The 23991-nt window shown below is 67.2% G+C and carries 19 protein-coding genes and 7 pseudogenes; 11 read left to right on the forward strand and 15 right to left on the reverse strand.

Features of this window, described 5'->3' with window-relative positions; translation table 11 throughout:
* Positions 1 to 313 precede the first annotated feature (313 nt).
* The 4 genes from QF030_RS02100 to QF030_RS02115 all read left to right on the forward strand — a co-directional run bounded on the left by QF030_RS02100 (position 314) and on the right by QF030_RS02115 (position 5310).
* Positions 314 to 1129 (forward strand): class I SAM-dependent methyltransferase, encoded by an 816-nt coding sequence (locus QF030_RS02100; RefSeq protein WP_307160955.1) that lies wholly within the window; start codon positions 314 to 316, stop codon positions 1127 to 1129.
* A gap of 1043 nt (positions 1130 to 2172) precedes the next feature.
* Positions 2173 to 3240: a bifunctional DNA primase/polymerase gene (locus tag QF030_RS02105; protein ID WP_307160956.1), complete on the forward strand. Its 1068-nt coding sequence runs from the start codon at positions 2173 to 2175 to the stop codon at positions 3238 to 3240.
* Complete coding sequence (locus tag QF030_RS02110) at positions 3237 to 4769, forward strand: DNA primase family protein (protein WP_307160957.1); 1533 nt, start codon at positions 3237 to 3239, stop codon at positions 4767 to 4769. Before QF030_RS02105 ends, QF030_RS02110 begins: the two co-directional genes overlap by 4 nt.
* Positions 4770 to 4926: 157 nt before the next feature.
* Positions 4927 to 5310 carry a DUF6009 family protein gene (locus tag QF030_RS02115; RefSeq protein WP_307160900.1) on the forward strand — a complete coding sequence of 128 codons (384 nt, stop codon included), beginning with the start codon at positions 4927 to 4929 and terminating at the stop codon, positions 5308 to 5310.
* 410 nt (positions 5311 to 5720) lie between these two features.
* On the opposite strand, the gene QF030_RS02120 is transcribed toward QF030_RS02115, so the two are convergent.
* The gene (locus tag QF030_RS02120) at positions 5721 to 5855 is read right to left on the reverse strand and encodes a hypothetical protein (RefSeq protein WP_307160901.1); all 135 of its coding nucleotides are present in this window, start codon (positions 5853 to 5855) and stop codon (positions 5721 to 5723) included.
* A 603-nt stretch (positions 5856 to 6458) separates the two neighbouring features.
* On the opposite strand from QF030_RS02120, the gene QF030_RS02125 reads away from it, so the two are divergent.
* Positions 6459 to 6854 carry an SCO4402 family protein gene (locus QF030_RS02125; RefSeq protein WP_307160902.1) on the forward strand — a complete coding sequence of 132 codons (396 nt, stop codon included), beginning with the start codon at positions 6459 to 6461 and terminating at the stop codon, positions 6852 to 6854.
* A 271-nt stretch (positions 6855 to 7125) separates the two neighbouring features.
* On the opposite strand, the pseudogene QF030_RS02130 reads toward QF030_RS02125, so the two are convergent.
* Positions 7126 to 7212, reverse strand: a pseudogene (locus QF030_RS02130) (site-specific integrase); the annotation flags it as partial.
* Positions 7205 to 7391 (reverse strand): annotated as a pseudogene (locus QF030_RS02135) (Scr1 family TA system antitoxin-like transcriptional regulator); the annotation flags it as partial. The pseudogenes QF030_RS02130 and QF030_RS02135, both read right to left, overlap by 8 nt.
* Before the next feature lie 268 nt (positions 7392 to 7659).
* Between QF030_RS02135 and QF030_RS02140 the strand changes: the two are divergent.
* A complete protein-coding gene (locus QF030_RS02140; RefSeq protein WP_307160903.1) occupies positions 7660 to 8517 on the forward strand; it encodes a hypothetical protein in 858 nt (285 codons plus the stop codon).
* 80 nt (positions 8518 to 8597) lie between these two features.
* On the opposite strand, the pseudogene QF030_RS02145 reads toward QF030_RS02140, so the two are convergent.
* The 3 genes and pseudogenes from QF030_RS02145 to QF030_RS02155 form a co-directional block, all read right to left on the reverse strand.
* Positions 8598 to 8931, reverse strand: a pseudogene (locus QF030_RS02145) (helix-turn-helix domain-containing protein); the annotation flags it as partial.
* Positions 8928 to 9256: pseudogene (locus tag QF030_RS40460) on the reverse strand (transposase); the annotation flags it as partial. The pseudogenes QF030_RS02145 and QF030_RS40460, both read right to left, overlap by 4 nt.
* A gap of 291 nt (positions 9257 to 9547) precedes the next feature.
* Positions 9548 to 9838 (reverse strand): hypothetical protein, encoded by a 291-nt coding sequence (locus QF030_RS02155; RefSeq protein WP_307160904.1) that lies wholly within the window; start codon positions 9836 to 9838, stop codon positions 9548 to 9550.
* Between the two features lie 252 nt (positions 9839 to 10090).
* Here QF030_RS02155 and QF030_RS02160 point away from each other — a divergent pair, with 252 nt between their 5' ends.
* From QF030_RS02160 to QF030_RS02165, 3 genes and pseudogenes are all read left to right on the forward strand, one after another.
* The gene (locus tag QF030_RS02160) at positions 10091 to 10903 is read left to right on the forward strand and encodes an ISAs1 family transposase (protein ID WP_307160905.1); all 813 of its coding nucleotides are present in this window, start codon (positions 10091 to 10093) and stop codon (positions 10901 to 10903) included.
* Positions 10873 to 11007 (forward strand): annotated as a pseudogene (locus tag QF030_RS40465) (ISAs1 family transposase); the annotation flags it as partial. The gene QF030_RS02160 and the pseudogene QF030_RS40465, both read left to right, overlap by 31 nt.
* 249 nt (positions 11008 to 11256) lie before the next feature.
* On the forward strand, positions 11257 to 12030 hold the full coding sequence (locus QF030_RS02165; protein ID WP_307160906.1) for a transposase: 774 nt from the start codon (positions 11257 to 11259) through the stop codon (positions 12028 to 12030).
* Between the two features lie 179 nt (positions 12031 to 12209).
* Here QF030_RS02165 and QF030_RS02170 read toward each other — a convergent pair whose 3' ends face one another.
* The 7 genes and pseudogenes from QF030_RS02170 to QF030_RS02200 form a co-directional block, all read right to left on the reverse strand.
* The gene (locus QF030_RS02170) at positions 12210 to 13349 is read right to left on the reverse strand and encodes an NUDIX hydrolase (protein ID WP_307160907.1); all 1140 of its coding nucleotides are present in this window, start codon (positions 13347 to 13349) and stop codon (positions 12210 to 12212) included.
* A 24-nt stretch (positions 13350 to 13373) separates the two neighbouring features.
* Positions 13374 to 15362 (reverse strand): ABC transporter ATP-binding protein, encoded by a 1989-nt coding sequence (locus QF030_RS02175; RefSeq protein WP_307160908.1) that lies wholly within the window; start codon positions 15360 to 15362, stop codon positions 13374 to 13376.
* On the reverse strand, positions 15359 to 15829 hold the full coding sequence (locus QF030_RS02180; protein WP_307160909.1) for an NUDIX domain-containing protein: 471 nt from the start codon (positions 15827 to 15829) through the stop codon (positions 15359 to 15361). The genes QF030_RS02175 and QF030_RS02180 overlap by 4 nt, the downstream gene beginning before the upstream one ends.
* Positions 15826 to 16701, reverse strand: a complete 876-nt coding sequence (locus tag QF030_RS02185; protein ID WP_307160910.1) for a phosphotransferase enzyme family protein — start codon at positions 16699 to 16701, stop codon at positions 15826 to 15828. The genes QF030_RS02180 and QF030_RS02185 overlap by 4 nt, the downstream gene beginning before the upstream one ends.
* Before the next feature lie 742 nt (positions 16702 to 17443).
* Positions 17444 to 18549, reverse strand: a pseudogene (locus tag QF030_RS02190) (hypothetical protein).
* A gap of 81 nt (positions 18550 to 18630) precedes the next feature.
* Positions 18631 to 20712 carry a methyltransferase, FxLD system gene (fxlM, locus tag QF030_RS02195; RefSeq protein ID WP_307160911.1) on the reverse strand — a complete coding sequence of 694 codons (2082 nt, stop codon included), beginning with the start codon at positions 20710 to 20712 and terminating at the stop codon, positions 18631 to 18633.
* Between the two features lie 17 nt (positions 20713 to 20729).
* Positions 20730 to 21077: a lanthionine synthetase LanC family protein gene (locus tag QF030_RS02200; RefSeq protein WP_307160912.1), complete on the reverse strand. Its 348-nt coding sequence runs from the start codon at positions 21075 to 21077 to the stop codon at positions 20730 to 20732.
* Between the two features lie 463 nt (positions 21078 to 21540).
* On the opposite strand from QF030_RS02200, the gene QF030_RS02205 reads away from it, so the two are divergent.
* Both QF030_RS02205 and QF030_RS40755 read left to right on the forward strand, forming a co-directional pair.
* Complete coding sequence (locus QF030_RS02205) at positions 21541 to 21996, forward strand: SMI1/KNR4 family protein (RefSeq protein ID WP_307160913.1); 456 nt, start codon at positions 21541 to 21543, stop codon at positions 21994 to 21996.
* A 70-nt stretch (positions 21997 to 22066) separates the two neighbouring features.
* A pseudogene (locus QF030_RS40755) lies at positions 22067 to 22432 on the forward strand (IS982 family transposase); the annotation flags it as partial.
* On the opposite strand, the gene QF030_RS02215 reads toward QF030_RS40755, so the two are convergent.
* Positions 22326 to 23027, reverse strand: a complete 702-nt coding sequence (locus QF030_RS02215; protein WP_307160914.1) for a GNAT family N-acetyltransferase — start codon at positions 23025 to 23027, stop codon at positions 22326 to 22328. The pseudogene QF030_RS40755 and the gene QF030_RS02215 overlap by 107 nt on opposite strands.
* Positions 23028 to 23089: 62 nt before the next feature.
* A complete protein-coding gene (locus QF030_RS02220; protein ID WP_307160915.1) occupies positions 23090 to 23944 on the reverse strand; it encodes an SDR family oxidoreductase in 855 nt (284 codons plus the stop codon).
* Positions 23945 to 23991 lie beyond the last annotated feature (47 nt).

Below are 23991 nucleotides of genomic sequence, written 5' to 3' on the forward strand. Positions count from 1 at the left end.
GCTCGCGAATACGCGACACCGCGACATGCGAGCCCACCAGTCCCGAGGCCGTACCAGTTTGGCCGCAGCGACTAAAGCGACTCAATGTCGGAGTTCTCCTGGTAGCGGGCACCTGCGGCGCTCCGGTCTAGTTCCGTTGCTTTTCACTGTGTGGGAAGGCGCCTGTTCTTGCCCGTCATGACCAGTGCGGCGAGTGTGCGCGCATGACCGGCTGGCTGCGCATGAACCTGGCTCCACTTATCAGCTCCCCTTGGAATCGATCATCTAGGCTGGCGCGGTGACTGATGGGCAGGAGCGGGTGCAGCCGTCGGGAGTGTGGGCCACGGCGGTGGGGGTGGCCAGGGTGCGGGCGCTGGAGACCGAGCGGGAGAACGCGCTGTTCCGCGACCCACTGGCACAGGCCTTCGCCACCGCCGGCGGTCTGTGGCCCGCCTCGCCGCCGCCGCCCGATGAGGAGGCCGCGCGCCGCCGCCGGCTGGCCGTGTCGTTCTCCATCGTCATCAGGACGAAGTTCCTCGACGACCTGTTGCAGCAGGCCTCCGCGTCCGGGGTCCGGCAGGTCGTGCTGCTCGGCGCCGGCATGGACAGCCGGGCCTTCCGGATGGACTGGCCCGAGGGCACCCGGCTGTTCGAGGTCGACACCGCCGCCCCACTGGACTTCAAGGCTTCGGTGCTGCGCCAGGAGCGGGCCGTCGCACGCTGCGAGCGGATCACCGTCGCGGTGGATCTGCGTGAGGACTGGCCAGGCGCGCTGGCCGCCGCAGGACACGACCCGGCGGTGCCGACCGTGTGGATCGCCGAAGGACTGCTGATCTATCTGCCCGAGGACGCGGTGGAACTGCTGCTGGCCCGGATCAGTGCGCAGTCGGCGGCGGGCAGTTGGATGGGGCTGACGTTGGGCTCGCGCCGCGTGATCGAGCGCTTCGGCGCGGACGCCGTCCCAGGATCGGCGGCGTCCATGTGGGTCTCGGAGATGCCCGACGACCCGGTGGGCTGGCTGGCCGGGCACGGCTGGGAGGCCGGCAGCCACACCCTGCGCGAGCGCGCTGCCACCTACGGCCGCCCGATCAGTACTCCGCCGCAGCACGAGGAGCGACCCGGCGGACTGATCTCGGCGGTCCGCCGCTAGAGCGCCTCCTCCCGTTTCCCCACCGAGGACGTAAGCACCTGACTGGTGTCAGTTCTCATCGACATTTTCCGGCCCTGTGATCACCAAGTGCTGCCCGGACTCGGTGATAAACGGTGTCGCACGTCAGTTACGAAGCCAGGAGGTCAAGAGAGTCTTCGGTTCACCTGAAGCGGCGGCGGCCTGTGCTCGGAACGTGGCTGCGCACGGCTTTTCCTGTGCGAAGTCCCGCCTGGTCGCACCTGTTTGGCCGCGGGGGAGAGGCATCCGGAGAGCAGCCTGATGCGAGGGGTGGAGATTCTCGTGCTGGCCCGTACTGGCAGCCTGCTGGCGAGCGCTCGGTGGGTAGTTGCTACGAGCCCGCAAAAGGGAGCCCAGTGCGCGAGAGGCAGGGGTTGGGCTTCTTTGGACCCTGTGTTCAGTCCCTATGTAAACATGCAGGTCACAAGCCTGTAGCGCTGCGATCAGGGACTGAAGGGACTCTGGCCTGGAATTATGAGTGCGTTCGGTATGTACGTACGCGCGGGCGCATGCACCAGCTACAGGTATGAAGGCTGGACCATAATTAGAGCTCTCAGTCCCTTCAGTCCCTCAGAGGTGGGGTAACCATGGTCTGACCTGGGGCAATGTTCAGGGACTGAGTTGAGGGACGGAAGGGCGTGACCCATGTTCAGTCCCCCCTGTCGGCTCCGGTCCACACGTGGAGGGTTGTGTCCGGTACTCCCCACCTCGGTCTGGACCGCGCGCGCGAGGTGCGGGTCACGGTCCCTCCAGACACTCACATTCCGGGCATTCCCACCACGGGTGTCCTGGATTTCCCTGCATGCAGAGTCTGAAGGGACCGTAGGGACCCGGAAGCTGATAGACCGCCACGCGGGGGAGCTGCTCACTTCCACCGGCTCCGGGTCCTAGACTCTCTTCGGAAACACAGTCCCTACAGTCCCTCCGGTCCCTGCTCCAGCAAACGGGACTTGCCCCAGGAGGCCGTCAGGGACTGAGAGAAGCAGACCTCGGCAAAAGGAAACAGACACGTGCCCGGCCCTGGTGTGAAGCGAGCGCCCGCAGCGACTGCGCGGCCGGCGACTCCCCGTGCCGTAGCCCGCTGGTGCGCCGCCCAAGGATGGCCGGTCCATCCGCTCGCCGCGGGCCGCAAGACCCCCGCTGCGAACTGCCAGGCCTGCAGGGATCACCACCACGCACCGGCCGACTGCCCCTGCCTCCCCGCCGGCCGGCCGTGCCACGGTTTTCACGCAGCGACCACCGACCTTGAGCGCATCAGCAGCTGGTGGTCCGGCGATTCGCCGTGGGGAGTTGGTGTCGCCTGCGGAAAAGCCAACCTCGTCGTGATCGACATCGACGCACACGCCGCGCCGGTCCCTGACCGAAACCGGCTGCTCCCCGGCATCCCCATTCACGACTCTGTCGACCTTCAGGGCCTGGCGTCCGGTTTCGACACGCTCGCGCTCCTCGCGGCGCTGCGTCGGCAGCCAAGCCCAGCTGAAGACGACAGCACCCTGCGCGTGCGAACCCCGTCCGGCGGTCTCCACGTCTGGTACCTCAATCCCCATCCAGCCATACGTTTTCGCTGTTCGACCGGATCCAGCGCCAAGACCGCCCTGGCCTGGCAGGTCGACGTACGGGCCGATGGCGGCTACATCGTCGCCCCCACCACCCGCACCACCCAGGGGACCTACCGGCCCGAGGGCACCTCCCGCCTGCCCGCCCCGCTGCCCGAATGGCTCGGCGAAGAACTCGTGAGGACCGGCCACATGATCCAGCGCCCCGCGGTCCGTTCCCGGCCCGTGGTTCCTCGCAGACGCAGCCACGGCACCAAGTCCGGTGGGCAGCGCGTGCTCGACCCTTTGCTCATGAATGTCGCCGAGTGCGCGGCAACACCTGAAGGCGCGGCCTTCACCGAAAAGCTGAACAAGGCCGCCTACACGGCCGGAGGACTCGCAGCGGCCGGACATCTCGACGAACACACCGCGCGTACCCTGCTGCTCGAAGCAGCTGCGGCTGCCCGTCCTTGGCAGAGCACCCGCAACGAACGCATCATCGACGACGCCCTCGCCGCCGGTTCCGCACGTCCGCTCCACCTCGAAGGACGCTCATGAGCAGCGCCGAACCACCGCGCTTCGACGCCAGCGCCGCCGCTCAGCAGATGCTGGACCTCGAACACGTATCCCATCCGTCGGCAGCGCTCCCCGCCCAGGCACACACCTCCCCGGTGGCCGCGCCCTCATGGGCGCAGCCGGCCTGCTTGCCCGGCACGCTCACCGACCGAGGCAACGCCAAGCTCTTTGTGAAGCTTTTCCGCGATCAGTTCCGCCACGTCGAAGGCCTGGGCTGGTTCTCATGGGACGGTTACCGCTGGAAGCGCACCGGGGGTGAAAAGGCGGCCCTGTGGGCCGCGGGGGAGATGGCCGAGGACATGCCGGACACCGATCCGCGCGGCTTGTTCAGTGACCGTGAACTCCACTTGCACAAGAAGCGGACCCTGTCCACGACCGGTATGAAGGCCCTCCTCACCCAGGCGAAGGCCTCCCCGGACCTTTCCGTCGACCCCGACACCCTCGACGGCGACCCGTATGCGCTGTGCACTCCCGCCGGCGTCGTCGACCTGAACACCGGGCAGCTGCGCAAGCCCGACCCCACGCGTGACTTCCACTCCCGCGCCACCAGCGTCGCCCCGCAGGCGATTCAGACCCCGCGCTGGCACCGCTTCTTGCACGACACCTTCGGCGACGACGCCGAAGGCCAGGAAATGATCGACTTCCTGCACCTGCTGCTGGGCTACTCCATCACCGGCGATGTCGGGGCCCAGGTCCTGCCGTTCCTGCACGGTCACGGCAAAAACGGCAAGAGCGTCCTGCTCGACACCATGATCCAGATTCTGGGCGACTACGCGGACGCTGCACCGCCCGGATTTCTCATGGACCGCGGGGCGTTCTCCGAGCACTCCACTGAACTCACCGAACTCCACGGCCGCCGGCTGATCGTCTGCAGCGAGCTCAAGCCCAACGACAAATTCGACGAAGCCCGCGTCCGGCTTCTGACCGGCGGAGACAAGATCAAAGCCCGCCGCATGCGGCAGGACTATTTCTCCTTCACCCCCACCCACCACCTCTGGCTGCTCGGCAACCACCGCCCCGAAGTCACCACCGGCGGCTTCGCCTTCTGGCGCCGCATCCGCCTGCTTCCTTTCGAGCGCACCGTCCCCGACCACCGCAAGATCGACAACCTGGCCTTCGAACTCGTCCGCGACGAAGGCCCCGGCATCCTGCAGTGGCTCATCGAAGGCGCCCGGCGCTATCTCGCCACCCGCGACAACCTCGAGGGCCCCGACCGCGTCCGCATCGCCACCACCGCCTATGCCAACACCGAAGACCACATTGGCCGCTTCCTCACCGAATGCTGCACCCGCGAACTCGACGCCCAACCCGACCTGCGCGTCGAACAAGGCCTCCTCTACACCGCCTACGCCTCCTGGTGCAGCGTCGGCGAAGGCATCCGCCCCGCCGGCGCCCGAGCCTTCGCCACTCGTGTCCGGCAGGAAGTCGGCCTCGCCTCACCCGCCGACATGATCAAATCCAACGGCCGCAAGTACTACCCCGGCCTCGCACTGCTGGACACACCGAGATGAACCGACTCCCACGCCGCGACAGCACCCAGACGCCCCTGCATACGCCTGCCTGTCAGGCCTACCATGAACCTGCGGGGCTGGTCTCGCCAGCGAAGAGCACACCACACCACGAGACGGACCGCCGTCCGGCCCGGCACACAGAGGAGGGGCAGCAGCCATGAGCTCGCTACTGACCGAAAGCGATCTCACCCACGAAGCACACGTGGTGTGGCTCGAAGACCCCGACAACCTCGACTATGTCCGTCAAGCCCTCGACAAGACCCCACGCCGGCGCAACAAACCCCGCTACGCCCGCGACGGCCGCATGGTCGGCTACGCCGAACTCGACGACTACGCCGAAGCCGATCCCGACAGCGGCCTCTACCGCCGCCGCGTCTTCTTCCTCCTCCCGCACGACCGCGACACCGAGCCCGAAGGCCTCTACCAAGAGGGCGCCCCCGGCGAAGCCGTCGATCCCCGCACCATCGACGTCAGGAAGGTCGGGGAGAAGACACGCCGTTCACAACAAGGCCCCGCCGCCATAACGGGCACCCGCACCTGACGAGCCTTCTCGGCAATGCCGGGTGCTCATGCCCGCCCCTCACCGACGACGGTAAGAAGATCGGGTTGTTCACCGTCCACCTGCTCCCGCGCAGGGTCCTCCTGCTGCATGCCTGCCTGCTGGCGCCCAGTCTGAAGAACCCCTGCTCTGGGCCGTAGTCTCGGACTGGATCCTGTGGAGCGTCCTGGCCGCGACCGTCCTCCCGGACCACCTCAACCGGGAGCAGCGACCAGGAGGGGCCCGGGGGCGGTCCTGCCCCGGCCCCTCGCGGTGCCTCCTGCGGATGGATTTGTCAGACGCGACAAGGTTCGACGAGTCCCCGTGGGAGGAGCCGGGACCCGGACGGAGCGCCTCGAAATGGTGGCAGCGCGCACGCCGGGCCGGGGTGTTCATTGCGCCGGCAGGGGACGTCAGTTGACGGTCAGGACGGCCGTGTTGTTCGTGAGGTCCGGATCGAAGTCGTTCTCGTACCCGCCGAACTCGCCGAACGAGGGGTGGATGCTCACGGCGCCGGTCGCACCGGGCACCACGGTGTCGACGCGCATGGAGAATGCGAACCGTGCGCTGGGTGTCCTCGAGCACCCAGTACGGCAGGCAGCAGTCGTAGCGCGGCGCGCCGGTCTGTCTCGGGTAGCAGCCGGTCGGCACGCTGGTGACCTTGGCGCCCGCAGGCATGATCAGCCGGACCACGGCGACCGGATCGCCGGAGCCGAGGTGCTCGATGATGCGGTCCGCTGCCGACTTCGAGATCCTGAACAGCGGGGCCAGCTGGCGCATGAACCCAAGCTTCCCAAGCTGATAGCCCGCGCTCCGTCGTCACGGGGCCGGCCGTCGCGGGTTGCTCCGGTCGACGGCGCAAGCCAGTAGCGTGGCTGAGGCCGGTGGGGGTGCAGCGAGGCATACGCGTGCGCAGTCGGTCGGCGCACCCGCCATCGTGGCTGACTGTCGTCGGCTGAGGCTCGTGCCACGCTCGTGCCAGATGCAGCGGTCAGCCGCGGTCAACGAGGGCGTCTGGCGATCGAGTTGCTGGGCATCTCACCAGTCATCGAAGCCCCAGGTCACCGGCACGACACCCCAGCCTCTCTCCTAAAGTGGTACTCCTGAAAACACCAGCGCTTTCTGAAGATGCGGTCGCTAGGCTCGGGCTCGTGAGCGCAGAAGCCCAAGTCATGGCGAATCACCGTGTCCACGTCGTACCTGTGGTTTTGGCTCTGGCCAATCCACCGTGGCAGCGCGACGTATGGCTCGACCCTTCGGAGTTCGAGAACATCGACCACGTCTTCCACACACTCTTCGATGACTTCTGTGACGCCGATGAGCCCGAGCGGTTTCTCGGCATCAGCTTGAGAACGGAGGAAGAGGTAACCCTCATGCGGGCCCTCGGCGTCGCGCTCAACGCTGCCGCCGCGGAGGCACCCCACGACACCGACGCTGAGTACCTTCAGGCATCAACCTGGCCCCAAGTCGTGGCCATCGCCGGACGCCTCGCTCAGGTCATGGTCTCGAACGACCTGCGCTTGCTGAGCTGTGGGCAGCAAGCGTGAGTGTCTAACTGCGTGACAACGCCGACGAACACCGGCGGACGACCACGAACGCCAGCGGACCATCAGCACATGTGAGAGCCGCACCACCCGAAGGCACCGCCCCCACCCAAGTTGCTTCGGGACGAAGAGGTCGTGGGTTCAAATCCCGCCACCCCGACAGCTAAACAGCAGATCAGAGGGCCCTTACCGAATCGGTAAGGGCCCTCTGGCGGCTGCGTGTCTAACTGCGTGACTATCGATTCCTGAGTGCTCGACTGCGTGACTACGACAGCTACGGCCGTCGCGGATCGGTGCCGAAGATACCGTCCATCGCGACCGCGCCGGTCTGGATGACGGGCCGGATCTGCTTCCGGAAGACCCCGACGCCAGGGGATCACCCCGAGGCGCACAGTGCTCAGACTCTCGACAGCCAGCAGCCGGTCGAACTGGGCGGGCAAGCATCAGCGAGGGATTCCCCGGCCAGGTCCGCAACACAGCTTCCGTCAGCACGAACACCGACTCCCGCCCCGGCTCGTACAAGAGGCTCTGCCGCTCAACGGTGGGTTGACAGGAATCATTGGGAATCAGTCACACCGTGGACCTCAACAAGATCATGTTACGAGCTCTAGGGTTGTTACTTATGCTCGCGGGGCATGCTGAGCGGAGGGTACTGGTTGCACTGGTTCGAGTGATCGCGGGTGGTGGACGTCAGAGTCCCGTCCATGATCGGACGCTGTGTCTTTGCAAACGGCTTGTGGGGTTGGCGCGCTAGTGATTAAGAGGCAGTCGATTTAATCTCTAGCGGGCGCAATGCCAGGGGGCATACATGACGAATATCAACGCATTCTCTAATCCTGAAAGCCATCTGATCGGGCTTTATAAGGATCAGGGCTCCGGTGCGTTTCTGTTTGCTATACCCAAGCCCGGCAAAAAGGGAGTCGATACTGCCACCAGCGCGGCCTTCGCCAGTTTCTACAGCATCCTCGACGCCAAAGAAAAGCTGCCAAAAGCATCAGCTTCGCTTAAGTATATCGGCTTCGTGGCGAGCAAGCACATAGCAGGAGCGGCCGTCGATATCCTCGTAGGGCAGCTACTCGATACCGCTCTCGCTGACACTCTTCGCACGCTTGGCGATGTGAGCCTCAGGGCTGCGACAGCGGAGCTTGAAGACGCCAACAACGAACCCACCAGGAAAGGTAAGGAACGTCATCGCATGCTCGCACAGGGACACCTTGGTGTGGTGTTTCAGGCGGCCCAACGCGAGCTTACGGCCCTAGAGAAGAAGCTACTTCCTTACACAGATCGAAGGGCTGAGGCGCACCGCAAGGCAACTCTTGTGGCAGCCGCGATTGCACTTATAAACCGCGACGCCGGCATGCAGGCAGCGGCTAAGTGGGCCGAGAAGGCGAAAACTCATTTTGAGCGATACGACAAGCTGAAAGGTGACACGGATAGGGAGGTCCTAGCCCGGATGGACCGGCAGGAGAGCAAGCTTCAGTCCAGTCGGGCACCCATCGTGCGACACCCAATCTACGTTGCCCCGATGGCTGGGGCCCCCTGGGTCTTGCGAAAGACCGCCCTCCGGGACCTCGAAAAGGCAAGACGCCCGATCCTCGTGCGGGTGACCAGGCTTGACGAAGAGCGATCGCATTTTGAGGTGCTCTATGGCGCCCTCCGGTCCTAACTCATTGCCACCGGCGTCGCTGTGCCGTCGGGTGCAGCGACGACCTGTACGTTCATGCCGTGCTTCCTGTGTTTCTGTCAGTAGTACGGTTCGTCTGCGGCGACCCGGTCGGTGGGGATCAGAGTGCCGTCCAGGATCACGAAGTCGTCCTCGCCCCGGCCTGTCAGGGCCTCACGCAGGCCGGGCGCCCAGGCGGCGAGGACGTCGACCGTCTCGTCCACGTACCGCCAAGCCGTCGCTTCGGAGACGCCGAACACTGCGCTGAGCAGGGCGAGCGTCTCGTTCTTCGCAGGTGGGCAAGGGCAAGCTGTGCCTGACGGGAACAGTCAACTTGCGCCAGCGCGTGCGGCGTTCACGCCTTCGGGCGTAGATGAGCCATGAGACGTGCTCGACCAACTCGTGCGGGACGTCGATCGTGGAAGCGCCTGACGATCCGCCGCGCGTTCCGGATCTTCCAGTTCGTCCCTCGGCGCCGCCCCTTTTTGCGGGCGCCAGCGGCATGCTGGTGGGCACTCCAGGTCCCGTCCGCCTCCCACCGGACGAACCGCTCAAAGACCGTCTGCCACGGCCCGAAGCGTTCCGGCAGGTCACGCCACGGAGCACCCGTCCGCAACCGCCACAACACCCCGTTGATCACCTGCCGGTGATCCCGCCACGGACGACCCCGCCCGTCAACACCCGGCAACAGCGGCGCCATCCGCTCCCACGCCGCATCCGTCAGCTCACCACGACCCACCACAAGATCAACTATCAGACAGGACCTAGGTGCTCGCGATCATGGACTCCCGGCGGCGGAGCCCAGATCGGGCCCTGCCCGGCGTGATCGGTGATCAGGTCGGCGGTTTCGTGCAGCGGGCAGGAGGCCAAGGCTTCGGCGTAGTCGCGTGCTGTCCGGTTCACGCAGATTTGCCGTGGCTTTGAACGAGTCTGTTGGCCCCACGGGAACGACTGGTCCGGGGCCGTGCACCGGGCGGTGGGTGTCGGATTTGAACCCACGGTGATACAGCTGCCACGACGGTTTTCAAGACTGTCACCGTGAGCGGGCCGCATCGCGGGCTCCAATGATGAGGGTTTGTACGTCCATGACCACATCACGGAGGCGTCCCTGCTGCACGCCTTCGCGTGCCATCCACTCATCAAGGCGGGGATGGAGGTATCTGACCGCCCACGGCCCGGGGCGCCTCAGCACTGAGCGGCTGACCGAGATCTCTTCCTGGATCTCCCGACGCAGCTCGTCTGTCCAACCCTGCTCGCGATCAACACTTCCCAGCGGAGCCTTCAGGGCGACCACGGCCTTGCCGAGGGGCTCTCGCAGATCCATGGGCTCTCCAATCTATGCATCCCGAACCAGGGCCGACGGTCGATCAGAGTCTTCGCCATGCCGGTTTGACGGCCTCTGGCGAGAGGATAGGCACGGGCTTCCAAGATCATGGAGTTCTCTACGCCCCGTGACCTGCCTGGAAGACCGTGCCTGCCGACGCATCATCGCTGATCCCACCTGCCCTTGACCAGCTCCGCGAGCGGCCCCAGGTTGCGCCAGGGGAGGTGCCGGGCCTGCTGGAACGGCTGGCCGATGTGCCAGATCCCCGCGACCCGCGCGGCTGTGCGGCACGCCTTGGCCGTTGTGCTCGCGCCGGCCGCGTGTGCGGTGTTGGCCGGGGCAACCTCACTGCTCGCGGTCGGCGAGTGGATCGTGGACGCACCACCGCAGGTGCTGGAACGGCTCGGCGTGCAGCCTGATCCGGTACTGCCGCGGCGGCTGGTGCCGGCGGAGGCGACGGTCCGCCGACTGCTGGCGCGCATCGACGGCGACGCGCTGGACCGGACCGCGGGCAGCTGGCTCGCCGACCGCCGCCCCGAGAGCTCCGGATTGCGCGGGCTGTCCGTGGACGGGTCGAGCCTTCGCGGCGCGGCAAAGGCCAGCGGGCGCAGGGTCCACCTGCTCGCCGCCCTGGAGCACACGTCCGGCTTGGTCGTGGCCCAGCTCGACGTGAGCGAGGAGACCGGCGAGACCACCTGCTTCCAGCCGCTGTTGGACACTGTCGCCGACCTGGCCGGAACCGTGGTCACCAGCGACCCGCTCCACACCCAGCGCGAGCATGCTGGCTACCTCCTGGGCCGCCGGGTCCACTACATCGCGATCGTCAAGGGCAACCAGAAGAAGCTGCGCAGGCAGCTCAAGTCCGCGCCCCGGAAGGACATTCTGCTCCAGAGCCGCACCCGGGACAGGGGCCACGGCCGCTTGGAGATCCGCCGGATCAAGGTTGCCGCTGTCAGTAACCTGCTCTTCCCCGGCGCCCGCCAAGCGGCCAGATCAAGCGCCGCCGCACCGACCGCAAGACTGGCAAGGTCACCATCGCCACCGTCTATGCAGTCACCAGCCTGACCGCCGAGCAGGCCATCCCGCCCCAGCTCGCGAAGCTGATCCGGGACCACTGGAAGATCGAGGCCCTGCACCACGTCCGCGACACCACCTTCACCGAGGACGCCTCGCAGCTGCGGACCGGGAACGCTCCCCGGGCCATGGCGACCTGGCGCAACCTCGCCATCGGCGCCCTCAGGCTGAGCGGTGTCAGGGTTCCGCGTGCTCTTTGCCGGTTGTAGTAGGTGCGGGAGGCCGGGTCGGCGTCATGCAGGCGAAGGCGGAGAGGAACATCGCGCGTTTGAGCTGCCGGTGAGCAGGTCGTCGAGGTCTGCCGCCCGAAACGAGCGGCCAACCGCGGCGGCCGCAAGACCGACATGCTCGACGCCATCCGGGCCGCCAGGGAGGCCCTGGCCACCGAGCATCTGATCCAGCCCCGCCTCCGTGGCGAACGCGAGGCACTGCGGGTGCTGCTTGCCACCCGTCACGGCGCGGTCCTCGCCTCCACCGCCGCGATCAACCAGCTCAAGGCTCTGATCGTCTCCGCGCCGGACGAGCTCCGCGCCGAACTGCGCAAGCTCAAGCGCCCCGCCCAGATCACCCACTGCGTTCACCTCCGCGACCGCCCGGCCCAGGACATCGAGCACCGGATGACGGCGCGGGCCATGCGTTGCACGGCGCAGCGCGTCCAGGCGTTGCAGGCCGAGGCCAAGGAACTCGAGAACGAGATCCTTGCCTTGGTCCGCCAACAGGCCCCCGAACTTCTCGACTTGTTCGGAGTTGGACCGATCACCGCCGCGCAGATCTTGGTCAGCTGGTCTCACCAGGGACGATTCCGCTCGGAAGCCGCCTTCGCCTCCTTCGCCGGCGTCTCACCGATCCCTGCCTCGTCCGGGCTGACCAACCGACACCGACTCAACCGCAGCGGCGACCGGCAGCTCAACCGGGCCATGCACACCATCACCCTCATCCGGGTGCGACTCGATCCCGCCACGAAGACGTACGTCGCACGCAAGATCGCCGAAGGGAAGACGGCCCGTGACGCGCAGCGATGCCTCAAGAGGGTGGTCTGCCGCCAGATCTTCAAGATCCTCGAACGTGCTGAGGGAAGCCAACTCATCGAGGCCGAACAACTCGCTCAAGCGGCTTGACACGACATAGCAGCCTCGGGGGGACGGGCTTTGCGGAGGCTGCCGATTTGATCTCGCTCGTGTGGATGGCGAGCGAGGTAGGTCTCGACGGTGGTGCGGATGTGGTCGTGCGACAGTGGCATGGATGTACCTCAGGGGGGCGCGGAGCGGGAGGTGTCGAGGCGGGGGGGGCGTTCGTGTCAGTTCAGCCGCATCCCCTCTGCAGGGACTTCCTCGATCGCGGCTGCGGAAGCGACAGGCAAGCCCCAGCGCTCCCGCGCGGTCTCGGCAGCGAGTCCCGCTTGCCGCGCTCCGGGCGGGCCCCATCCCAGCAGGGCGGCTGCCTGGGCCGGGGTGGCAAGCAGCCGTGCGAAGGGGTGGTCTGTGGCGGGGTCGACGGCCGTCGACCCTACGTCGGTCACCCGCGCGGCGAGGCGGAGCCGGGCGTTGGGCCCCACTCCGCTGTAAGCCTCTCCGGTCTCGTCGAGCACCCAGCCCAGTCGCACCGGATCGGTCAGTGTGAGCTGGGCTTCCTCGGCGGCTTCCCGGTGGAGGGTGTCCTCGGGCGTCCTGTCCGTCTCCTTTACGGTGCCGCCGGGCAGCATCGGCAGGGCACCCCGGGGACCAGGATCGGCAACGAGGACGACCCTGCCGTCGGGAACGAAGCACCACCCCCACGCTTGCTGCACGGGGAGCCGCTCGGGCACGGGGCCGCGGTTGAGGGGGCTGTCCCACAGGGGGCGGTAGCGGACGTGGACGTCATGGTGGTCTAGCGCCGGGACGTCGAGAATGTGCCGGCCGTCGGCGAGGTGCGCGGTGGCGGTGTTCCCCAGCCGGGCACGGTAGGCGGCGAGCATGATCTGCCCGTCCACGGAGCGCAGCCGCTGCACCGCGTCTCGGGTCTCGAAGAAGGCGAACTCAGACAGTTCCTCGCGCGGCAGGCAGATCGCCTCGACCTGGTCGGCGGTGAGGGTTCCCCCGTCGAAGACGTACCGGATCTCTCCGGGGCAGGGCATGCCGGGCCGGAGGTCGGCGTGGTGTGACGAGAGGGAGTGGACGGCGAGCACGCCCGTCAGGGGCAGGTTCGGCAGACCCAGTTCCTCGGTGATCTCGCGCCGGCAGGTGTCCAAGGGATGCTCGCCGGGTTCAACGACGCCTCCGGGCAGCAGCCACCTGTCGTCCTCGTGGTAGGTGGGGTGGACCAACAGAACGCGGCCGACCTGGTCGGTGATGATTGCGGCGGCGCCGAGCCACACCGCGTGACGGGTTGCGGCGTACTGCGCTGCTGACAGGGCGGACTGTGAGGCAACTTGTGCTGACGGGGGGAGGGAGGAGGACATGGCTCTGCCTTTCGGTGGGGCGGGTCATGCCTTGTCTACGACGCTGGGCGAAGCAGGCTTCGGGACGTTCGGGGTCGGGGCGTACTGGGCGGCCTGTGTGTCGAACATGGCGGCATATCGGCCACGTGCGGCGATGAGGTCGTCGTGCGTGCCGTGCTCGGCGAGGCGCCCGTGATTGAGGACGTAGATGTGGTCGGCATGCCGGACGCCGGACATGCGGTGGGTGACCAGAACGACGGCCCGGTGCGGGGCGGCGAGGCGGCGGATGCGGTCGAAGGCAGCGATCTCGGCTTCGGGGTCGAGCGCGGAGGTCGGCTCGTCGACAATGAGGACGCTGTCCGCCTGCGATGTTGAGCTGCGCCAGTGGGTGCGGGCTAGGCCCACCTTCTGCCATTCGCCGCCGGAGAGTTCGATGGCTCCGCGGAACATGCGGCCGAGCATGCTGTCCAGGCCGTTGGGGAGTTTGGCGGTGACGGATCCGGCTCCGGCGTAGTCGACGGACGTTTGCAGGTCATGCATCGAGGCGTCGTGGCCGGGGCGGCCGATGCGGATGTTCATCGCGGCGGTCACGGGCCAGCGCTGGAAGTCCTGGGTGAGAAGCGAGACGCGGTCGAAGACTTGAGAGCGCTCCAGCTCGCAGACGTCGAACTCGCCCCACTTCACCGACCCGGCGTGAGGGAGGAGTAGACCGGAGAGGATCTTCATCAAGGTGCTTTTGCCGGAGCCGTTCTCGCCCACCACGGCGATGACCGACCCCATGGGGAAGGTCAGCGTCACGTCGTCTAGGGCCGGTGTATCTCGGTCGGGATACCGGTAGGTGACGTGTTCCAGGGAGACCTGCTTGACCTGGGTGGGGACGGGACTGCCGGTCTGGGGGATGGCGCGTTGCGCAGCTTCGACCAGGAACTGCCCGTGGTCCCGGACGTAGAGGGACTCTTCGTGCAGTTGGTTGATGTTCATGACCAGGGCACCCAGGCTCGCTGACCCGGTCCGTACCGCGATCACGGCAGTGCCTGCGACGGCAAGGCTCATGTGCCCGGCCATGATCAGCCAGATCATGGTGCCGTAGGTGCCGGCCATTGCCAGTCCGGACAGTGCGGAGGCGACCCATTCGGTGACGGCCTTGCTGGAGGCCAGACGTTCCTGTTCCGATTCGGCGCTGGCGGCCATGCGCCGGTACCGGTCGAGGAGGAAGGGACCCACGGCGTGGATGCGAACTTCTAGTGAGGCGGTGCGTTCGGTGAGGAGGTTGCCGATGAGGCGGCTGGCCCGCAGGTGCTCGATCCAGCTCATCATCGACACGTAGCGTTCCTGGGCCACCCGCATGGCGCCCCACCCGCGGGGTGCGGCGATGACCAGCAGCATGGGCAGCAGCGCTGGATGCAGGACGGTGAGCACACCGGCCGTGGCGATCAGCGAGATACTGCTGTTCAGCGCGGAGACACAGGCGCCGATCATGCGGCGCGCGGAGGCGGGCCCGTACTGGGCGATGTCGATCAGACGACGGAAGTCCGGGTCGTCGATGGCTTCGAGTTCGACGGCGGTGGCCGCGGCCAGGTACTGGGTGGTGGCGATCCGCTCGACCTTTGGCTCCAGGCGGCCAGCCCGAGAGGTCGACCAGCCGGCCAGGGCGGAGTTGACGACGGCGACGCCGGCGGCGGCGAGCAGTCCCGGCAGCAAGGCGTGCAGCCGCTCGACAGCGTCTCCGCCCCCTAACAGCGCGTGCATGACCGCGTTGACGGCAAGCAGGCCGACCGCGGCGGCGATGCCCTGGCCGAGTTCGCTGATCGCCACTGCCACGAGGGCGCGGCGATCCGCGCTCCAGGCCATCCGCAGGGCAGCACCGACGAGTCTGGGCATCTGGCGCAGCGCTGATCGCATGGTCAAGTCCAGGCCCGCGTGCTCGTGTTGGGACCAGCCCATGTCGTAGCGCAACGGCCCGCCGAAGAGCTCGCGTTCTGCCTCGGACACCTGGGGCTCCGCCATGCGGACCTTGCCGAAGAATCGCTTCACTCGCTGCCTCCCTGCGTCGGCCAGTTCAGAGCCCGGTAGGACGGGCCGTGGGTGATCATGTGGAAGATGGCGTTGGTGTACGGGTGGCAGTCCGGCGGGGGCATCTCCATCGACACCCAGAACAAGCCCTCGTGCTTGTCCGGCTCGGCGTTGTGCGGCTCGCCCGCCCAGGACTGGGCGACGAAGACGGCGGTGACCCGGTCCGGGCCGTCGCCGGATTCGTGGTGGTGAATGAGGCCGCAGAACTCCTGTTGCTCGGCGCTGATGCGAACCCCCGTCTCTTCTTCCGCTTCGCGCCGCGCGGCGTGGTCGAGCGGTTCGCCGGCTTCCAGATGGCCACCAACGATGGTGAGTTGTCCCGGTGCGAGGGCGGCCTCCGGTTTGCGACGTACGCACAGGGCTGCGCCGTTCGAGCGGAGCAGGACTTGGGCCACGTCAGCGATCAGCAGGTGACGCGCGTCACTCACAGACGGCTCTCCTGTAGCAGGCGTTCGACGGTGCGCCGGCCGCGCGCGGTCACAAGCGGATCGCCGTGCCGGGGGCCGTAGGCGAGGGCGCTGGCGGCGTCAGCTGCTGCGAACGCTGTCAGCGCGTATTCCTCTGCCTCGGATAGAGGCCGGCCGTACCCCTCGAACAGGGCGGTCCGCAGTTCGGGATGGTCCGGCCACAGCGAGGTGGCGAGTTTGACGAAGTCGGTGACATGGGGGCCCGGTTCACTGCGTTCGAAGTCGATCAGGGTGCAGCGCTGGCCGTTCCAGAGCAGGTTGCGCTCCCAGAAGTCCCCGTGCCGCCACCCGGCCGGTAGCGGTCCGCAGCCGGGCAGCGCGTCCACCAGGTGCCGCAGCAGGTCGGCTTCCGTAGTGGACAGGTGGTCGCCGGCCTTGGCGAGGTGTTTGTCCAGGCCGGCCACTGTGTTCTCGACGACTGTGTCGGCTTCCGGCTGGACGAGGGGGCCGGTCATGGCGTCGTGGAAGCGGCGCAGGAGCTGCCCGGCTTGCCGGTGAGCCGTGCGGCGGCGCGCGGGTGACTCATCCTCCTTCAACGGCTCGCCGTCCACGGCGGTCAGGATGAGGGCGAGCAGCTCCGCGGAACGGTCGCGCAGCACCGGGGCATTGCCGTGACCGAGGTGAGGAACGGCCACCCGGTAGGCACGGGTCTCGCGCGTATACAGGACCGGTTTGGGCGCCACTTTCACGTAGTGGTAGCCGGTGGGTCCAGTCACCCTCCATACCTGGGAGTTGTCGCGGTCGTGCGAGGAGTCCCGCACATCGTCCAGGGGGCCCAGCACGCTCTCCACCCAGGCGTGGAGCGGGGAGGGAAGACGAGCGGAGTCCGTCATGCGAGGTACCTCGTATCCGGTCGTGATCCGTCGGCGAGCAGGGCGGCGCGGTCGGAGGCAAGGTGAAGGCTGGCGCCCGAGGAGGCAGTGGTGTTTTCGAACGCAGGATGAACGAGCGCAGGGCGGCGTACGGGATGCATGGGGGCTCCTCGGAGCGAGATGCGGACAGGTGATCGGGTAACGGCGAGTCTGCTGTCGCCGTAACGGGTGGAGGCGGGCGAAATCTAGAACCTGATTTCGAATAGCGGGCCCTCTCCTTCTGTGGCCGTGTGGGGCGGGCTGTGATGCTGTGTTCGATCACTCATGTGGGTTGCGGTACCTCCTGTGGGGGATTGCCGGGGGTCGCCTGGTCGGTCATGGCGTGGCGAGGTCTGGGCGGAGGGCGATTGTGTCGCGAAGGAGGCTGCGCTTGGAGTAGAAGGTGGGCTCGGCCGCCCAGCCGTGACCGGCGAGGTATTCGCAGAGCCAGCTGTCGATCCGCTGCTTGGTTGCCTCCAGATGGCCTGCGATAACGGTGAGTTGTTCTGGTGCCAGGTCCGTGTCGGGTCTGCGGTGCATGCACAGGGCAGTGCCGTTCGCAGGGGCAGGATCTGCGCCGCGTCCGCGCTCAGCGGGTGAGGAGTTCTCTTCAACGCCGTCCCTCCTGCATCAGTTGCTTGACGGTGGCCCGGTCGCGCATGCCCACAGGCCGGTCACGCAGGCGGAGCGTTGCCTGACCTGTCGTGTAGACGAAGTCACCGTGTCAGGCGTTATGCCCTGGCCTTGGGCCGTTTGCTCGGCTGGGTGAGGCAGGTGTCCGGTTCGCGCGGATCACCTCGTCACTGAGCCGTAGGGCTCGCAGCAGTTGGGCGCGATGCGGGGCGGGCAGGGCACCGCTGTCGAACGCGCAGGCGCGGACGAGTTTGCGGGCTGCCTGGGTCTCCTTGGCGGGCACCAGTTGAGTGAAGCGGGAGTTCGCCAGGCACTCGCGCGCGGCGTAGCCGTCGGCCGCGACGGTGCCTCTGCCGTGCAGTTCCTCGGCGATGTGATGTGCCGCAAGACTGTTGGGCTGGTCGTGGAGATCGAGGATGGTCAGGCCGAGCCGAGTGTCGAACACGGTCGTGCCGGGATCGGGCTGGCGTTGGACGTAGTTGTCCACCAGTTCGGAGAGCAGGGGCCCGACCGGGTGATGAGTGAGCTGATGGCACATCACCGCCAGGTAGGACGTGACGGCGTTTTCCCAGGGCTCGCCGGGTGTCGTCTGCGCCACGAGGCTGGCTGCGTCAGCCGGGTCGTGGCCGAGGGCCGCGACGACGGCGACCTGGCGGCCGTCGAGCATGCGCTGTCCGATGCCGTTGTGCTGTTCGATGTGGGCCAAGGCATCGTCCCAGCGGCCTGCGGTGGTCAGGGTGCGGGTGCCGTCGGCCAGGATCACCCGCCACAGCCAGGCGCGTACCTCGTGGCGGTCGCTGTCGCTGGTAGTCAGCCTGGCGGGTATGCGGATGCCCTCGACCTGGGCGTCTGTGCCGTCGCTGATGGCTTTGTAGAGCGTGAGCAGGCGGTGCCTGCCGTGCTCGGTGCTACCGGTTCGAGAGCCCGGATCGCGGTCATGGCCGGGAGTGGCTTGGCAGGAAGGTAGGCGGCGGCGTGCTGGTGGCACCACGTGCGTGCGAGATGGGGAAGCCCGATGTCGGAGGCGAGGAGAGCGGCCTGGTTGTAGACCGAGGACGCCAGGCCCGGGTCCTCTTTGGCCACCGCGAAGTCGGAGAGTTCGACCAGGGCGTTGACGCGTCGCGGGAGGGGCAGGCAGGTGGGGCGGAAGCGAGAAATGAGGGGGAAGCGCTGGGTTATGGGGCCGTGCGGGTCCATGAGGTCTCCCCAGGAAGTGAACGGCGAGGAGTACGGCGTGGGGTGCCCGCTGGCGGGCGGCGGACATCCCACGCTGATGGGCTACTGCCAGGTGACAAGGACGCGGTTCAGCGGGGTGTTGAGAAGGAAGACACCGGGCTGCGGCTCGATCGCAGGGCCGTCGAGCGGAAGGATCTCGAACGTTGCTTCACGGCCGCGGTAGGCGCGGTCCCAGGTGCGGATGGCGTCGGCGACCTTCGCGACCAGTTCCTCGCTGCCGGGTCCGTGGCCGATGACGCCGAACTCCCAGAGCTTGCCGCCCTCGGGAGTCTTCTTCTCGGAAGGGCGCCGGGCGAGGTAGGTGACCGCGCCCTTGTCCACGGCCGCCGTGGAGGACGGGTACGGGTCCTCGGTCAGCACGGTGCCCTTGGCGGTCGCAGGGAACAGCATACGGATCAGCCCGCAGGGCAGGGAGCAGGAGACGAACAGCTCCATCCACTCCGGGCTCTCCATGGCGCGGACCGTCATGCCGGTCCGCTCCTCGATGCGCGGCTCGTCCAGGACACCGGTGAGGGCGTCGGCGTCGATCTGCTGCCCGGCGGGAGCCTGGAGCCGTACGGTGCCGTCCGCGGTGAGCGGGACGATGCGCCGGTCGTCGTCGGCGATTCCGCGCCTGAGCGGCATGAAGGTGTTCATCTGCGAGCCGCACGACAGCCACCGCCCGTCGCGCTCCTTGTAGACGATGGAGCGCGAGACGCTGCCCTTGAGCCGCTGAGGGGTGACGAGCCGGCCGCCGGGGGCGAGTTGTGCGAGCCAGGCGTGCGGGATGCCGTGCGCGCCCACGGTGGCGATGATCCGGTCGTACGGTGCTCCCTCGGCGTGGCCGAGGGCTCCGTCGCGGGTCAGGGCCTCGACGTGGGTGAAGCCGGTGGCGGCGAGGTGTTCGCGGGCGCCCTGGACCAGGTCGTCATCGACGTCGAGGGTCGTGACGTGTCCGTCGGGGCCGACGATGTGGCCGATCAGGGCGGCGTTGTATCCGGTGCCGGCACCGAGTTCGAGGATGCGCTCACCGGGCTGGGCCTGGAGCTGGTCCAGCATGAGGGCGACGACGTCGGGCTGGGAGGCGCAGGAGATCGATGTGCCGTCGGTGTCGTACTTGATGTTGACCGGCGCGTTGGCGTAGGCGTCGCTGAGCGGCGCTTGCGGGACGAACAGGTGCCGGGGCACGGTGCGCAGGGCGGTTTCGACCGCTGGGGTGCGGGCGTGGCCGTTGGCCTGGATCTTGTCTACAAGGGTGTTGCGGAGCCGGGCGGCCTCGTCGGCTTCGGGCGCGGTGAGCGTGGCGGTGTTCACTGCCCCGACGCTATCGGCCTGGGAACCGGTTACTGCCGTGGACGCGGTGTTGTCACTTGATCTCATGACTGCCTCTCGTGCGATGTGGAACAGGGTGTGCTGATCCGCGGTGGGCAGACCTGCACGGTTGGCGTGGAAGATCACGTGGTGGGCGATGACGGCGCGTAGACCGCGGGTCAGTTCGCCTTGGAGGGCCAGGTAGGCCAGCGTGGTACCGGCGCGCTCGAAGGCGGCGATCCACTCGGTGTGGCCGTCGAGCGGGCCTCCTGCCCGGCACAGGCTGAGGGCTTCGGCGGACATCAACGTCTGCATGGCCGCCGGCAGAGCGAGGGACCGCTCGAGGACGGGCGCGCCGGGGCCCGGGCGCAGAGCAGCAGCCTTGGCCCAGGCGTCTCCTTGCTCGAACCAGTCGAGGTTCGCGGCGCGCATCAGGCTGCACATCAGCAGAACGGCCGTCTCGCGGCGGCCCAACGTTCGTGGCCATGGCCGGTAGTTGAGCAGGTGGCGGCTGTCCTCGTGGAAGAGGGCGTGCGCAGCCGTCATCGCGGCGGCACCGCCGAACGCGTCGGTCTCCGGTTCGTAGATGCCGGTCGTCCAGGACTGCGCGATGTTGTCGCGGACCAGGCTGTCCAGCACCGCCGTCACGGCCGGGACCGGGCGGTCGGCGAGGTATCGCAGGGGCCAGGGCTGCTTGTTCATGAACCACCAGCCGGTGAGCTGCTGGCCTTCTGCCTTGAGGAGTACCGGTGCGATGCGGTCGGCGGCGGCTCGCCGCGCGGTCTGCCGGTCGGGGAAGGTGATGTTGTGCTGCTGCCAGCGGTCGGGGGGCATCCAGTTTCCTCTCGGGGCTACGCGATGAGCAGGCAGGCGTCCCAGCTGGTGCGCGGCTTGGCACCGGCGGTGGAAAGAGCTGCCAGCGCTATCCCCGCGGCGCCATCGAGGAGGCCGGGTCCCGCAGGGTCGCTCACGAGCGCGGTTGTCGCCTCCTCGGGTGCTGCGCCGGGCGGGATGAGCGTGGCGAGCAGGCAGGGGAGGACGGCGCGCAGTTCGGCGGCGGTGGCGGGGGAGGCGTCGTCGGCAGTGCGGGAGGCGAGATGGGCGAGCCCGGAGACACCGTGGCAGAGCCCGGCATCCACCGTGGCGCGCAGCTGCGCGGGAGAGCAGGCCAGGGAAGGCGCATTCGTCGTCCAGATCATGCTGAAGGAAGAGCGTCGCGTAGCTGTAGGCGAGGAAGAACAGAACCTTCGCTTCTGTGGCTGGCTTTCCGGAGGGAGATAATATCGGGTCCAACGGGAAGCCCATATGTAATCGCACTCACATCATCGGGGATATGTTCAATGGTGCGTGGAAGAGTGAGGACCCCTTTACGGGATTCGACCGGATGAGTAAGAGTGGTATGAAGCGTTGCGAGAATAAGATTGCGAAGCAGCTTCGAGGAAACAATCCCGCCCTCAACTCAGGGCAGCTGAACTATGCTGGCAGCAGCGTGATACCTGAGAGTATCCGGATGGCCGCGTGCACCAAGGAAGGGCAGCTGTTCGACGTGACAGTGAAGAACGTTCAGGATTGGCAGACAATATGTTGAGCGTGTCGGCGCTCGAGGGGGTCGTGAGGGATCTCTCTGCGCACAGACCACCTGGGGTGAGAGGGGTCGATTTCGTGGAAATTTCCTCCTTGCTTGGAATTGAAATTCCCAGCGACTTCCGAGAACTGGCAGAAAGCTATCCGACCCTTGAATTCGATGGATTCTGGCGCATCCCGCTTCCAGTTCCTGGACGTGAACGAGACTTTGTCGACGGAATCTTCCAAGAGCTGGAAGTTCTGAGGGACCTCCAAGAGGAAGATATGGCCGAGGGGTATGTTGCGCACCCGGAACCCGGTGGCTTGATTCCGTGGAGCGAGTCGTTGTCTGGCGACGTCTTTTACTGGCGCGTGACGGGTGGGAACTCCGACAGTTGGCCAGTCGTTGTTAACAGTCGAAACTTGGAGTGGTGGGAATTCTCCGGCGGTGCGCTAGTCTTTCTTGTCGGAATTATCGATGGCAGCATCGAGCGGCGAGGCCTGCCAGGCGATGTACCTGGACCTAATCCCAAGGTCCGCGTCTATATGGGTTGACGGCAACAGCTAGACGAGTAGTTCCGAATGCGGAGTTCTCAGACGTGGGGAGGGTGTCCAACATCGGGTTGTGACGACCGATTTAGACACCCTCTTGACGGCACTGTACGTGCATGTCGATGACCGTTTTAAGACCCTGCGATGGCGTGGACGTCCGCCCCGGCTGACCGATGCCGAGCTGGTGACCCTGGCGGTGGCCCAGGCCGTGCTGGGCTTCCACGGCGAGGCACGATGGCTGCGCTTCGCTCACGCTCACCTGCACGGGATGTTTCCGTATCTGCCGCAGCGCCCTGCCTACAATAAGCGGCTGCGAGCTGCTCTGCCCCTGGTCAAACGGGCCATCCGGTCGCTGGCCGCAGATACCGACCTGTGGCTGGACCCGCTGTGGATCGTGGACTCCACATCGGTCCGATGGCGCCGGCCACCGTCTCGTCCACGACGGCGGTGAGGACCGGGCCTACGCGTGCATTGGGCATCTGGCGGTGCAGGAAGGCGAAGCCGTCTGCGGCCAGTTCGGCGGCGAGGTCTTCGAAGCTGGCGCGCGTGTGGCGGGGCCACTGGTGGAACGGGCGGACGGGCCCGCCGGGGGCCGGGCAGGGATGCGTGGTGAAGTCCTTGAGCTGGATGCGTGTGCCGCGTCCGTCGGGTACCTCTGGTCCGGCGAAGCGGATGGTTTTCGCCTGTGCGGTGCCGTGCCGTGCGGCGAGTTCGCGGGCCCAGTCTCTGGCGACGTGTGCGCTGTCGGGCTGTGTCGCGTAGACGTGGACTTTGACGGTTGCGGTGCCGCGTTGCAGCAGGGTGGGGATGAGCGTCTGGCCCGGTCGGTGGACGATGTCCGCGACCAGGATGGTCTCGGTCTTGCTGTTGGACCAGCGGATGTCTTTGTCGTAGTGCAGGAAGCGGCCGGTGGTCGCTGCGGTCAGGGTGTCTGCGAAGAGGTCCATGGTGAGGACTGACGGGTGCACGGGGCCGATGGTCGGCACGAAGGGCACCGCAACCACGGGGCGGAGCCAGTCCCAACGCAATGGCATGACGGAACGGTATGTTGCGCCTACAGACCAGTCGCGCGTGCGCCTTGCTGCACCCCATCGCCTCAGCCACGCTGTCCGGGCCGCCCGTCCTCCCGGAGGTGGAGGAACTCCCGGGCGCCACGCAGGGGGGTGTGCAAAGACCCCTGTGTCGTCTGACTGTCGAGACGCACGTCAAGGGCTCCGGGAACGGTGCTCTCGGCTCGGAGGCCGGTGGGCAGCCGGGAGTTGTCGAGACCGTCGCGCCTTGCGATGAGGAGGCCGAGTTCGTGGCGGCTCAGGGCATCGGCTCCCGCGGCATGGTGGATTCCCGCAGCGCTGCTCAGCGCCAGTTCCAGCACTGCGGCGGCCAGGTCTGAGACGTGGACCGGGCACCGAATGTCGTCGGTGAACAGGGCTCCGTCGACCGTACCAGCGGCGAGTTGGTGGACCAGGCGCTCGTGCACGGAACGCCCGTGGCCGATGATTAGCGACGTGCGGACGACGGCGGCTTTCGGGTGCACCGCGAGGACCCCGGTCTCCGCGGCTGCCTTGGCTGCGCCGTAGGGGGTGATGGGGTCCGGGAGACAGGACTCGTCGTAGTGGACGCGGCCGGCGCCGGAGAATACCGCGTCGGTGGACATGTGGACCAAGCGGGTTGCGCGCTTCGCTGCGACCATGGCGAGCTGGAGCGGGCCTTGTGCCGTAACCGCCCAGTCGGCGCGGCCGCTCGATGCGTTGATGACGACGCGTGGGTTCACCTCGGCCATGATGGCGTCGAGGCTTCCCGCGTCCCGCAGATCGAGGGGGCGCCATGCGCTCGGGGAGGCGGTGCCCGCCTTGGTCGTGTACGTCGCGACCGTCGTGTGTCCCGCCGCTCTCGCCTGCCGGACCAGTTCGGACCCCAGGAAGCCGGACCCGCCAACGATGAGAATCGTCATGTGCGTAACCGTAGTCCCGCGGGCCCCACGGGGACGGCGGCCACCCG

Source organism: Streptomyces rishiriensis, assembly GCF_030815485.1.
In the GTDB taxonomy this organism is placed as follows: Bacteria; Actinomycetota; Actinomycetes; order Streptomycetales; family Streptomycetaceae; genus Streptomyces; species Streptomyces rishiriensis_A.

Coding starts and splice junctions, on each gene's coding strand:
- QF030_RS02185 (WP_307160910.1), bottom strand. CDS start 16,701: ATGACGGACTCCGCTCGTCTTCCCTCCCCGCTCCACGCCTGGGTGGAG.
- QF030_RS02215 (WP_307160914.1), bottom strand. CDS start 23,027: ATGCCATTGCGTTGGGACTGGCTCCGCCCCGTGGTTGCGGTGCCCTTC.
- fxlM (WP_307160911.1), bottom strand. CDS start 20,712: ATGCCCCCCGACCGCTGGCAGCAGCACAACATCACCTTCCCCGACCGG.
- QF030_RS02165 (WP_307160906.1), top strand. CDS start 11,257: ATGCTCGACGCCATCCGGGCCGCCAGGGAGGCCCTGGCCACCGAGCAT.
- QF030_RS02115 (WP_307160900.1), top strand. CDS start 4,927: ATGAGCTCGCTACTGACCGAAAGCGATCTCACCCACGAAGCACACGTG.
- QF030_RS02220 (WP_307160915.1), bottom strand. CDS start 23,944: ATGACGATTCTCATCGTTGGCGGGTCCGGCTTCCTGGGGTCCGAACTG.
- QF030_RS02140 (WP_307160903.1), top strand. CDS start 7,660: ATGACGAATATCAACGCATTCTCTAATCCTGAAAGCCATCTGATCGGG.
- QF030_RS02110 (WP_307160957.1), top strand. CDS start 3,237: ATGAGCAGCGCCGAACCACCGCGCTTCGACGCCAGCGCCGCCGCTCAG.
- QF030_RS02120 (WP_307160901.1), bottom strand. CDS start 5,855: ATGCGCGTCGACACCGTGGTGCCCGGTGCGACCGGCGCCGTGAGCATC.
- QF030_RS02155 (WP_307160904.1), bottom strand. CDS start 9,838: ATGGATCTGCGAGAGCCCCTCGGCAAGGCCGTGGTCGCCCTGAAGGCT.
- QF030_RS02170 (WP_307160907.1), bottom strand. CDS start 13,349: ATGTCCTCCTCCCTCCCCCCGTCAGCACAAGTTGCCTCACAGTCCGCC.
- QF030_RS02200 (WP_307160912.1), bottom strand. CDS start 21,077: ATGATCTGGACGACGAATGCGCCTTCCCTGGCCTGCTCTCCCGCGCAG.
- QF030_RS02160 (WP_307160905.1), top strand. CDS start 10,091: ATGTGCCAGATCCCCGCGACCCGCGCGGCTGTGCGGCACGCCTTGGCC.